This window comes from Providencia manganoxydans (assembly GCF_016618195.1).
Classification (GTDB): domain Bacteria; phylum Pseudomonadota; class Gammaproteobacteria; order Enterobacterales; family Enterobacteriaceae; genus Providencia; species Providencia manganoxydans.
This window is the reverse complement of the sequence record NZ_CP067099.1, coordinates 3,066,525-3,078,921: the sequence shown is the minus strand read 5'-3', so window position 1 is coordinate 3,078,921 and position 12,397 is coordinate 3,066,525. Positions and strand designations below refer to the sequence as shown.

Below are 12,397 nucleotides of genomic sequence, written 5' to 3'. Positions count from 1 at the left end.
ATATGTACAACATCGGCACGGTCACAACGACGGCAACAAGTACTAAAGTAACTGGCACAAATACAAAATGGAAAGATAACAACTCGCTTGTATCTGCTGGGCAAGTTATTTTGATTTACAACGGAACAACTGTTTACATCAACAGCATCGCATCTATTCAGAGCAACACAGAGTTAACACTATCATTTCCAGCGCAGACAGAGGTAAAAAATGGCGAGTATCGAATTGAAACAACAATGGTGAACTCATATTCTGATGCTTCAAACAAGATTGTTGCAATGAACATATCTAACGTACAGTTCAGTGATATCCAAAATCGCATCATGACAGAGTCTGGAGTTATTGACGTTAAACTTCCAGATGGCACGGTGCGAAAAACACGCACAGAAGCAGAGCGAGATAAATTGCTTGATGGGAAGTTTGACAAGGCTGGAGGGCTGGTAGAAGGAGGCGTGACAGCAGTAGCATTAGGGTCGACTAGAAAACAAACGAACTCGACGATATATTTATATCCTGCACCGGAAAGCTCGCCGGATGGATATGCTTATTTTCAATACAAAATAGGGGATCGCTGGTTTGGGCGTGTTGAAATACCGAGACCGGAAAACGGCAATACACGATTAATGCAAGTCGGTGATTATGGTATAGGAATTAGTCTTCCCCAATCTTCGACAAACTTTACATCTACAACTTTAGGGACGGGATTCTATGCCACGCCGGGAGGTACTGGTAATCCTTGGGGCAATAATGGTTCTGCTCATATTGTCAATGTTAGAGATGGAAATTACGGTTTTCAGATTGGAAGAACAACTGGAAACATGAATTTATCATTTAGAACTTTAAATGCTGGAGCCTTTTCTGCAATATCAACTATTTATTCAACAGCAAACACAACAAAAGACTCAAACGGCAACTTAAAAGCAGCATCCCCGATTATCAAAGTATTTGCTGATCACATTGAGCTTAACGAAGAGTCAGAAGGCGTTGAACTCGAAAAACTCGGCACTGGTCGCTATAAGCTGAAAGGCGTACTCGGTATGAATTCAGATGCGTCATGGGGCGGTATTCATGGTGGCATGGTCATCCCAAATGGCATTAACAATCTACCATTAGTTTGGGGTAGCTTTGATGTACTTCCAGACGGCGACATTATCATTGAAACACGCTATCGCAAGCATGAGTTAAATGAGCGTCAAGAAGCTGAGCGCTTAATGACTTATCCGGAGTTTCTGAAAGACGAGCTTGTTGAAGTCGACACGGAAGAAGGCAAGAAAGAAAAGCTACTTAAAGTTGAGCGCGAAGACTATGAGTATTGCGATATTCCGAATGGGCATTGGATCGACGTTCGCGTAAATATGCCTAGTAACTCTATCTACAATCTCAAGCAAGCAGAAGCAGAGCGATTAGCAAAAGAAGCAGCAGAGAAGCAAGCTGAAGAAGAGGCTAAGCTTGAGGCAGAGGAAGCTGAAAGGGAAAGTGATATTTAACCTTCTCTATCGTACTCATACCCCTGCGGAAACTGCTTACTCAATTCTCTGTAATAAACTAAACGCTCACGAAAGTACTCGCGCAAATGCTCAGGCTGTTGATTTTCGACTTCGATATCAATAACAGGCTTGCCGAGTCTTTCGCGATAAGCGACACCGGAAGCTGCTAAATCGACATTTACTTTGTCTTTATCTTCTTTCGATAGTTCTGCGAGATTGTGCATGATAGCTTTTTTGTGGGGGGGAATGAATGATCGAAGTATAGCACGGAGGGAAATCACTGTGACGAACTGTGCCGAAATTGTGACACAAAAATGAGAGGAATCGATAAAAATAGGCAAAAATAAGCAAATCGCAAAAATGCTGGCTGGCTTGTAGTGCGGCTTTGCTAGCTAAAAATCATTAATCAATATTTGCACATCCCGTGATTCATAATCTAACGCAGATGTCGCTTCATCTAAAATCAGAATATCAGGTTTTGTCAGTAATGCCCTCGCAAGTGCAATACGCTGGCGTTGCCCTCCAGAAAGATTACTACCTCTTTCTGATAAGTGATAATTAAAATTATCGGGGAGTTTCATAATAAATTCATAGGCTCCCGCCAATTTTGCCGCTTCAATCACATCATCATCACTGGCTTGCGGTTTACTCAAACGAATGTTTTCGGTAATAGTGCCAACAAAAAGCATACTTTCTTGTAATACCACGCTCATGCATCGACGCAAGGTGACCGTATCGCTGACGGCTAAATCCATTCCATCAACAATCACTTGACCATGTTGTGGGATATAGAGTCGTTGTAGCAGCTTAGTTAAGGTACTTTTTCCAGATCCTGAAGGGCCTGTAATGCCAATAAATTCTCCCGCTTTGACTGAAAGTGAAAGGTTATTGAGGACTTCTGGTGTGTCCGGTTGATAACGAAAACGAATGTTTTGGAAGTCGATACAGCCATGGATAGATGCAGAACTCACTATTCCTTTTCTTTCATTTTCAATGGGTTCATCAAGGATATCTCCCACACGACGCAGTGAGATAATGGTGTGCTGAAAGTCTTGCCAAATTTGCGCCAAGCGCAAGACTGGTTGGGTCACATGGGCACTTAGCATATTATAGGCAACCAATTCACCGGGGCTGATGCCGCCATTCATCACTTCTTTAACGCCGACCCAAAGAAGCAGCGCAGTAGTGACTTTGCTGACTAAAGTCATCAGTTGTGATGCAATTTCACTGCGCATAGTGACTTTAAAGCCTTGAATTAGCTGTTTACTGAGTAATTTCTGCCAACGATGGTAAAAATACTTTTCGGTGGCAGTGGTTTTTACTGTTTCAATACCCGTGATTGATTCAGTTAAAAAAGTTAAACCGTTTTCATCGGCCTGATAGGACTTTTCCGTTTGTCGTCGAATGATAGGGCCGAGTATCATCCATAGGATAAAAAAGACAAATAGGGAGCCTATGAGGATCCATGTCATATTGGCACTATAGTAAAATAGTATGGCGATAAATAGGCTAACAAACAGTAAATCAATAAATAACATCAATGTTGAACCGGTCAAAAATTGGCGGATATGAGACATTTCTCTGCTCCGAGCAATGATTTTGCCTGTTGGCCGTAATTTAAAATAATTCAATGGTAATGCCATTAAGTGGCGATAGAGTTTACCTGATAACTCTGAACCAATTTGTGAGCTCGTATTACTGAAAATTTTATTACGGATAAATGTATATAGTGGTTCGGCAAATGCAATACTGATAATACCAATAGCCAATACATGCAAACTATCAATGCTTCTTCCTACTAGCACCTTATCAATGATATTTTGGAAAAATAAAGGATTGATCAAAGCAAATAACTGAACGATTGCAGCAAGAATAAAAATATTTTTCAGTTGTGAACGCTGACGTAATATTGAAGGGATAAACCAACTAATACCAAACTTTCTTTTTTGTTCAATTTCAAGCTGTTCTTTTATCAATAGAACAATAATCTTATTATTGTCATTAGGAATATCATTGAATGATACTATTTTATTACTTTCAGGATGAATTAAAATTAATGAGTCATCACTGTCTTTTGATAATACAAACCAGCATCCATTAATATCAACCAGTGCGGGAAGAGGGAGATGAGTAAATTGTTGCTTGTGTAATTCAAGCAACTCAGTTTCATAACCTGTAATATGAGCACATTCTCTGAGTTCCCAATTTGTTGGTGAAACAGAGTTCATGCCTATGGCATGCATTAACTGATCTTTAGTGAGGCTTTTTTGATAATGGTTAGCGACCCAAATTAATGCCTCTAATCCATAGTTGTTATTTATCGTTTCCATAGATTATTTTTCCCTCATCGCGGTGGAGGTATATTCTTGAATTGGACTTAATAAATAATCAATAACGCGACGTTTTTCCGTTTTGATCTCTGTCGTGACAGATAGACCTGGCGTGAGCTCAATAGTATTACCTTCAACCAATAAACTTTTCTTGTTAAGGCTAATTTGCCCTAAAAAAACGAGACCAAGTTGCTCATCTTGAGTGCTATCTCTTGATATTGATAAAACTTCGCCCTCTATGGTGCCATAGCGGGTGTAAGGAAAGGCATCAATTTTCACCGTCGCACTTTGCCCTTCTCGAATAAAGCCAATGTCTTTATTTAGAATTTTGACTTCAGCCAGTTGCACATCATTACTAGGGACAATGACCATTAATTGTTGAGCCGGTTGTAATACAGCGCCTAAAGTATAAGTTGCTAGTTGCTGTATTGTTCCATCAACAGGAGAACGAATAATTTCTAGTTGCTCTCTTTCTTGGTTTTTTGCGAGTTCTTGTTCGGCTGATGCATGCTTAAACTCAGCCTGTCGGTATTTTTCATACCATTCTTGGTTCTTTTGTGTTTGTAAACGATTCAGTTTTTCTTGTAATGCGTGATATTGACTATCTAAAATAGTCAGCTCGGCGAGTTTTGTTGTTTTTTCTTTTTTGGTATGCAGCAGTTCACGTTCTTGTTCTAAGAACTCTTTTTGGCTAATAAGTTTTTTTTCATTTAATGCGCTGTGAGCATCAAGTCGTTTTTTAATATTAATGATTAATAAATTGATATCTTTTAATTCAAGGTTTCTCGCTGAATAATTTGCTCTATTAATGGCTATCTCGTTATTTATTTCAGTGACTAATGCGTCATATTCATTTTTTAAGTTTTGATAAGTTTGTATAACCCGTTGTTGCTCAATAGATAATAAACTAGCAAACTCATTATTCAGCTCAGGTGATTGCTGATTTAACAAACTATGGTGAACCAATTTTTCAATTTTTTGAAAGTTAATTTGATAGGTTAGATTCAGAATATCTTGATTGATCCCTAATACATTCACACTCAATAAAGGGTCTCCTTTTTTAACTTTTTGTCCATCAGCGACGTAAATATGTTGCAAACGACTTAGTTCAAAAGCCTGAATAATTTGTGTTCTTCCAGAAACAATTAATCGGCCTTGTGCGGTGGCTTGAATATCTAATTTACCAATGTAGGACCATAAAATAGCGAATAATATACCTATACTAATAATAATCGCAGTCATCAATGCAAGATAAGAAGGTGGGCTTTTTAATAATGCCAAATGTGACGGTAAAAAACGATCATACCGTGTATTGGTTGCTGTCTGTTTCATAGCTAACATCCATGTAATTATTTAAGTGATTGCTGTAATGACCACAAGTGTTTATAGAACTGACCTTGCTCAATTAATTGTTGGTGGCTGCCTTGCTCTACGATCTTGCCTTCCTGCATGACGATAATACGTTGATGATCACGTATCGTGGAGAGCCTGTGTGCAATAGTAATAACCGTTCTACCTTGAGCGATAAGTTGCATGTTTTCCTGAATAATAGCTTGAGACTCATCATCCAAGGCACTGGTTGCTTCATCAAATATGATAATTTTAGGATCCGCAAGTAGTGTGCGTGCAATGGCGATACGTTGGCGTTGACCGCCTGATAACGATGAGCCACCTTCAGATAGAATGGTGTCGTAGCCCATTGGTAGCTTTAAAATAAAATCATGTGCACCCGCCATTTTAGCAGCATGTATCACTTGATCCATTGAGCTATTTGGACGAGTTTGGGCAATATTATCGAATACAGTTTGGTTAAACAGGTAATTCTCTTGAAGGACAATGCCAACTTGTTGTCTTAATGAATGAATATTTATCGATGTTAATGGTACTCCATCAATAAAAATACCGCCTTGTTCTGGGGTGTATAGACGGAGTAATAAACGTGCTAAGGTGCTTTTCCCTGAACCCGATGTCCCAACAATCCCTAATGTTTCACCTGAACGAATGGATAAATTAAAATCTTGAAGAATATACGGCATATTGGGTTGATAGCGAAAACAGATATTACGTAACTGGATATATCCTTTTAAGGATTTACGCTCTCCATGTTTAGTCTGCTCTGTTGGTAAATTAATTATTTGAGCTAACTTCTCAATAGCCACTTTTGTTCTTATGTAATCTCCCCAAAGTTTGACCAATTTTACTAGTGGTTGGCTGGCATGGTTGACCATCATGTGGAAAGCAATAAATTGCCCAATGGTCAGTTGTAAAGCCAATACTTCCGATGCACCAACCCATAAAATAACCGCACTGGTTAATTTCTCAATTACCATCACAAGGTGTTCTGATCGAGAACTCACTTGCCCTGCAACAAAAGTGGTGTGGCTCATATCTGAAGTTTGCTTATCCCATCGGCGAGTAAAATTTGGCTCTACAGATAAGCTTTTTGCTGTTTCAATACCATTAATGCTTTCTGTTAAAAAAGATGTATTGATTGCAATATTCGCAAACTGTTCATGAGCAGCGGCTTCAATTTTAGGGGTTAGCCACCAAGCAACGAGTAAATAAAGCGGAATAGAGCAGAGAAAGATCAGAGTGAGCGTTGAAGAAAGTAGGCTCATCACATAGATAAATACAAACAGAAATAGTACATCAACACATAATGTAAAAAAGCTCCCCGTTAGAAACTCACGAATAGTTTCTAACTCTTTGACTCGAGTAACAATTGCACCAATTTGGCGTGTTTTGAAAAAAGAGATAGGAAGGTGCAGTAAATGATTAACTAGCTTTAAGCCTAGTGTAATATCAATACGGTTTACGGTGTGATGATAAATATATTCTCTTAGTCCTTTTAAACTAACTTCAATAATAGCGACAATAATTAAGCCAAATATTAATACATCCAGAGTCGCCATACTATTATGAACAAGCACTTTATCCATAATCACTTGAATAACAATAGGAGAGACTAAAGCGAGTATTTGTAAAATAAATGAAAATAGTAAAACCCACGCAATAATATCTTTATATTTTAAAAATTCAGCTTGAAACCAAGTGATATCGAATTTACTTTGTGTGGATTTTACTTGTAGCCATTTACCGCTCCATTTTTGTTTAAATTCATCTATTGTCCAAATTTCAGGTGCATGATTACCAAACCGCTGTATAAGAACTTGCTCATGATTAAAATTAGCGAGTAGATAAGCAATGTTATCATTATCGTAGATAATTGAAGGGGATTCTATTTTCTCAATTGATCTATCACTTTGTTTTCTAAATCGACATTTAACATTTAGCAGTTTTTTTATATCAGCTAATGATTCATGAAGAGGTTTTTCTTTATCAATAACTTTATTGAATTCATTATGGTCAATATCACCCGAAAGTTTAATTATTATTCCAATGAAATATAAGGTTGATTGCGTTTGTTCATTATCCATTTTAAAAGTGAATATTCCTTTAATCTATAATTATTGGTTTTATATATTTAAGATTTTGATAAATGTATATGGTTAAATAGTAGTATAAGGCAGGGGCGTGCAATTAATATAATATAGCGATAATAATTATAAGGATATTGAAGTTTATCTGATATTACTGTTCTATTCGTATGATCTCAATAATTCAAAATACAGTTAGGCGATCAATGAACGAATACGCTGTAAGGCACCTAGGTGATTAGTACGAATAAGCGACGATAACGATAATGTAACTTGAAGTATGACGATTGTATACTGAAGAGAAATTATCCCTTCAGTATACAATCTATTTATTCATATTCAGGTAGGTCAAGAAAACGATGAATAGCCCTTAAAACATGATCAGGTTTTTCTGCATGAACCCAATGCCCTGCATCAGCAACAACCCATGCTTTGGTATTTGGGAACTGTGTCGCTATTTGCTCTCTATATTCAGCTTTAACATAAGGGGAGTTACCACCTGGGATCAGCAAAACGGGTTTATCCCATGTAGGTACTGATTTCCAGCCAATAATTAGCTCATAATTTTCTTTAATTGCGGGTAGATTAAATTTCCATTCACCTTGGCGAAAAGATTTGAGTAAAAATTGAATAACGCCATCTTCATTAAGATATTCGCGCATGATAACCGTTGCTTCTTGGCGGCTTTTTGCACCACCTTGAATAACGGCGTCAAGAGCAGCCATGATAGTATCATGTCGACGTTCTTGGTAAGCGACAGGAGCCATATCAATCGCGATGACTTTTTCAATAAAATCAGGGGCAATTTCAGTCGCAGCCATGGAAATTTTTCCGCCCATTGAGTGGCCAATCAATATCGCACTTGTATAACCCAAGGATTGTAATAGGGTAATAACATCATTGGCCATTTGCCGGTATTCCATGGTGTCAGCACGGAATGAATCACCATGATTGCGAACATCAATTTGGATAGTTTCAAAATATTTTTGCAAATCGCGACCTAAGACACCAAGGTTGTTAAGATCGCCAAATAGCCCGTGAATTAGCACAACAGGCGTTGGTGAAACGGGGTGTTCTGGTTTATGAATTGTATGGTTTAGCAGTTTAGTCATCGTTAAACGTCAATTTTTTAATTGTTAATAATTCTATGATGGCATGTATGTTTAAAAAATCCAAACTGACAAATTTGAGTGAGTTCCCGTCTATCGTAAAGAACTCTACTTAATAGTTCATTTTCTTATTAAACATAAAACGACCTAGATAGTGATAACTTACTGAAATCACGCTGAACTTAGGGTAATGTTTACTTTAAGTTATTGAAATTTTAATTGTTTTGTTTTTTTGAAATCTATCTTATAATCCCAACGCAAATTTTGGTTAAAAAAAAGTACTGGGAAAAAATGAAAACGATAGAAGTTGATGAAGAGCTTTACCGCTATATTGCCAGCCATACACAGCATATCGGTGAAAGTGCATCGGATATTTTGCGCCGTATGTTAAATTTTAAGTCCGGTCAGCCAGTACAAGTCGCTAAAGAATTCGGTAACGAACAACAGCTACCACAAGCTGTAGAGACAAAAAAAACATCTGCTGCACCGCAAAATCCTGTTCGCATTGTTAGAGAATTATTACTCTCTGATGCTTATGCGGAAAAAAATAAAGCAATAGATCGCTTTATGTTAATTTTATCGACGCTGTATAGCTTAGATTCAGTTGTCTTTGCTAATGCGACAGAGGCAATGCATGGTCGTACTCGAGTTTATTTTGCGGGTGATGAGCAAACTCTGTTAGCTGCGGGTAGGCAGTCTAAGCCGCGTCATATACCTGGAACACCTTATTGGGTGATCACGAATACAAATACCAATCGCAAACGCAGCATGGTTGAAGCAATCATGCAGGAGATGCAGTTCCCTGCCAATGTGATTGAGAAAGTTTGTCATACAATCTAATCTAAAAATCGAGGCATCACTGGGGTTGTTTATACTTTAAATAACGTGGAATGCAGTTAGGTGACAAACAAACGAATTGCTAGGTGCCTACATAAGTAGGTGACGAGTGCAAATGAGTGAAGTCAACAACACTGCAACTTGGAGTATGACGAGCCAGTGCATTGGGAGATAACAAGTGACTATACATGAACGTGCAGGGCAGCTTCCGTTTCAAACTGATTTGATAAATGTTGCACAACTAACTGCTCAATATTATCAATTGCAGCCGCAAGTCGGTAACCCTGAGCATGCCGTAAAATTTGGCACATCAGGGCATAGAGGCAGTGCGAATAGAAAGAATTTCAATGAAGTTCATATTCTTGCAATTGCTCAGGCGATTGTTAATTTGCGCAAACAGCAAGGCCTAACAGGGCCATGTTTTATTGGTAAAGACACCCATGCATTGTCTGAAGCGGCATTTATAACGGTTATTGAAGTACTTGCTGCTAATCAGGTTAGCGTTGTTATTCAAACAGATAATGGTTTTACGCCAACCCCTGCAATATCTCATGCTATTATTAGTTATAACCAATCACATCAAGATGTTGCCGATGGGATTGTGATAACCCCTTCGCATAACCCACCAGAAGACGGTGGTATTAAGTATAATCCATCCAATGGTGGTCCAGCAGATACTGATTTAACTTCTGTCATTGAGAAGCAAGCGAATCAATTGATTGCACAAAATCTTGCAGGGGTGAAACGGTTATCTTTTGAAGATGCATTATCCAGTGGTTATGTGGCAGAGCAAGACCTAATTATGCCTTATGTTGCGGCACTAGGTGACGTCGTCGATATGAAGGCTATCCAAAAAGCGGGCCTGAAATTAGGTGTTGACCCTCTTGGTGGCGCGGGTATCGAATACTGGCGTAAGATCGCGGAGTATTATCAATTAGACCTTGAGTTAGTGAACGATCAATTCGATCAAACTTTCCGTTTTATGCCTCTTGATCACGATGGTGTGATCCGCATGGATTGTTCTTCGCGTTGGGCAATGGCGGGTTTGCTAGGCATGAAAGAAAAGTTTGATTTAGCTTTTGCGAATGATCCTGATTATGACCGCCATGGTATTGTGACGCCTACTGGCCTAATGAATCCAAATCACTACCTTGCGGTAGCGATTGATTATTTATTCCAACATCGTCCCCAATGGAGCAAAGAGGTCGCAGTTGGCAAAACCCTTGTTTCCAGCGCAATGATTGATCGTGTTGTTGCTGACAGTGGCCGTGAGCTTGTGGAAGTGCCTGTTGGCTTCAAATGGTTTGTTGAAGGATTATTTGACGGCTCATTAGGTTTTGGCGGCGAAGAAAGTGCTGGTGCTTCTTTCTTAAAATTTGATGGTACCCCTTGGTCAACGGATAAAGATGGTATTATTTTATGTTTGCTGGCGGCTGAAATCACTGCTGTGACAGGTGAAAATCCACAACAGCGTTATAATAAGCTAGCTGAAAAATTTGGCTCCCCTATTTATAGCCGTATCCAAGCCAAAGCAACTCATGAACAAAAAGCAAAATTGAGTAAATTATCCCCTGAAATGGTTTCTGCGGATAGCTTAGCGGGAGATAAAATCACTCAACGTCTAACGACTGCTCCGGGGAATGGCGCTTCTATTGGCGGACTAAAAATCATGACTGATTATGGTTGGTTTGCTGCCCGCCCATCAGGCACGGAAGAAGCATATAAAATCTACTGTGAGAGCTTCCGCGGTGAAGAGCATTTACGCCAAATTGAAAAAGAAGCAATCGAAATCGTTAGCAAGGTAATTTCTTAGTTTTCGTCTTGTTTATCGATAAAAAGCGTTTTAAATCCCGATGTTGGTAATAGAGCCAAAATCGGGATTTTATTTTTTTTAGCCCCTCAATCTCTGCATAATATTACGGTGGTATTTGTTGTGGCCGAATTAACAAAATTCCTTGCTTTTCTATTAAAAAATTACCTGTCTGGTATTTCGATTCTTCTCGACAATAACCGTTGCAGCGCGCGGCGGGGGATGGTACAACCATAGTACTGAGCTAATTTAATAAACGTTTATTGAAATTAAAGATAGGGTGAGGTCAATGAGTCAGGTTTATAATTTCAGTGCGGGTCCTGCAATGTTACCCGTAGAAGTCATGCGTCGCGCGGAACAAGAGTTTTGTAATTGGAAAGGCCTTGGTGTTTCTGTCATGGAAGTGAGTCATCGCGGAAAAGACTTCATTGCTGTTGCCGAAGAAGCAGAACAAAACTTACGTGATCTGCTAAATATTCCCCAAAATTATAAAGTATTATTTTGTCATGGTGGTGCTCGCGGTCACTTTGCGGCGATGCCTATGAACCTCTTGGGTAGTAAAACAACAGCTGACTACATTGTAGGTGGTTATTGGGCGGAATCAGCAGCAGAAGAAGCGCAAAAATACTGCACTCCGAACATAATTCAAGTTAAACAAGAAAAAGACGGGGTTGTTGGTATAAAGCCAATGAGTGAGTGGCAGTTAAGTGATGATGCTGCTTATATTCATTATTGCCCAAATGAAACCATCGACGGCTTAGCAATACACGAAGAACCTGACTTCCCGAAAGATAAAATTGTTATTGCAGACTACTCATCGGCCATTTTATCTAAACCTATCGATATTAGCCGTTATGGTGTTGTTTATGCGGGAGCTCAAAAGAATATTGGCCCTGCGGGTTTAACGATTGTGATCATTCGTGAAGATTTACTAGGTAAAGCCTCAACTCAAACCCCATCCGTATTTGATTACACCGTTCTTGCCAAATATGATTCTATGTTCAATACACCACCAACATTTGCTTGGTACTTATCAGGCATGGTTTTCAAGTGGTTGAAAGAACAAGGTGGCTTGCAAGAAATGGCAAAACGTAACTATGAAAAATCTCAGCTATTGTACAACGCAATTGATGATAGCGAGTTCTATATTAACCGTGTTGCCGTTGAAAATCGCTCTTGGATGAACGTCCCATTCCAAATGCAAAATCCAGCTTTGGATGAGCAATTCCTGACAGAGGCTAAAGCTCAAGGATTATTATCACTGAAAGGTCACCGTGTATCCGGTGGAATGCGTGCTTCTATTTACAACGCAATGCCATTAGCTGGTGTTCAGGCTTTAGTTGATTTTATGGCTGATTTCGAACGTCGCCACGCGTAATTATCTTCC

9 protein-coding genes are annotated in these 12,397 nt (G+C 39.0%); 4 read left to right on the top strand and 5 right to left on the bottom strand.

Translation table 11 applies throughout. The features are described 5' to 3' along the window. Nucleotides 1–2 precede the first annotated feature (2 nt). Complete coding sequence (locus JI723_RS13815; RefSeq protein WP_337979465.1) at nucleotides 3–1,487, top strand: phage tail fiber protein; 1,485 nt, start codon at nucleotides 3–5, stop codon at nucleotides 1,485–1,487. On the opposite strand, the gene JI723_RS13810 is transcribed toward JI723_RS13815, so the two are convergent. From JI723_RS13810 to JI723_RS13790, 5 genes are all read right to left on the bottom strand, one after another. Next, nucleotides 1,484–1,711 (bottom strand): DNA polymerase III subunit theta, encoded by a 228-nt coding sequence (locus JI723_RS13810; RefSeq protein ID WP_420704842.1) that lies wholly within the window; start codon nucleotides 1,709–1,711, stop codon nucleotides 1,484–1,486. The genes JI723_RS13815 and JI723_RS13810 overlap by 4 nt on opposite strands. 168 nt (nucleotides 1,712–1,879) lie before the next feature. Beyond that, a complete protein-coding gene (locus JI723_RS13805) occupies nucleotides 1,880–3,817 on the bottom strand; it encodes a type I secretion system permease/ATPase (protein WP_337979464.1) in 1,938 nt (645 codons plus the stop codon). Between the two features lie 3 nt (nucleotides 3,818–3,820). Next, the gene (locus tag JI723_RS13800) at nucleotides 3,821–5,149 is read right to left on the bottom strand and encodes an HlyD family type I secretion periplasmic adaptor subunit (RefSeq protein ID WP_070924900.1); all 1,329 of its coding nucleotides are present in this window, start codon (nucleotides 5,147–5,149) and stop codon (nucleotides 3,821–3,823) included. A 17-nt stretch (nucleotides 5,150–5,166) separates the two neighbouring features. Further along, on the bottom strand, nucleotides 5,167–7,254 hold the full coding sequence (locus tag JI723_RS13795; protein ID WP_319067560.1) for a peptidase domain-containing ABC transporter: 2,088 nt from the start codon (nucleotides 7,252–7,254) through the stop codon (nucleotides 5,167–5,169). A gap of 329 nt (nucleotides 7,255–7,583) precedes the next feature. Then, on the bottom strand, nucleotides 7,584–8,366 hold the full coding sequence (locus JI723_RS13790) for an alpha/beta fold hydrolase (protein ID WP_272580924.1): 783 nt from the start codon (nucleotides 8,364–8,366) through the stop codon (nucleotides 7,584–7,586). A gap of 288 nt (nucleotides 8,367–8,654) precedes the next feature. On the opposite strand from JI723_RS13790, the gene seqA reads away from it, so the two are divergent. The 3 genes from seqA (at nucleotide 8,655) to serC (ending at nucleotide 12,388) form a co-directional block, all read left to right on the top strand. After that, nucleotides 8,655–9,203 (top strand): replication initiation negative regulator SeqA, encoded by a 549-nt coding sequence (gene seqA / locus JI723_RS13785; protein ID WP_070924897.1) that lies wholly within the window; start codon nucleotides 8,655–8,657, stop codon nucleotides 9,201–9,203. Between the two features lie 175 nt (nucleotides 9,204–9,378). Continuing rightward, entirely contained in the window at nucleotides 9,379–11,013 is a 1,635-nt protein-coding gene (gene pgm, locus JI723_RS13780; RefSeq protein ID WP_140186229.1) for a phosphoglucomutase (alpha-D-glucose-1,6-bisphosphate-dependent), read from the top strand. Nucleotides 11,014–11,299: 286 nt separating this feature from the next. Beyond that, nucleotides 11,300–12,388, top strand: a complete 1,089-nt coding sequence (serC, locus tag JI723_RS13775; protein WP_070924896.1) for a 3-phosphoserine/phosphohydroxythreonine transaminase — start codon at nucleotides 11,300–11,302, stop codon at nucleotides 12,386–12,388. Nucleotides 12,389–12,397 lie beyond the last annotated feature (9 nt).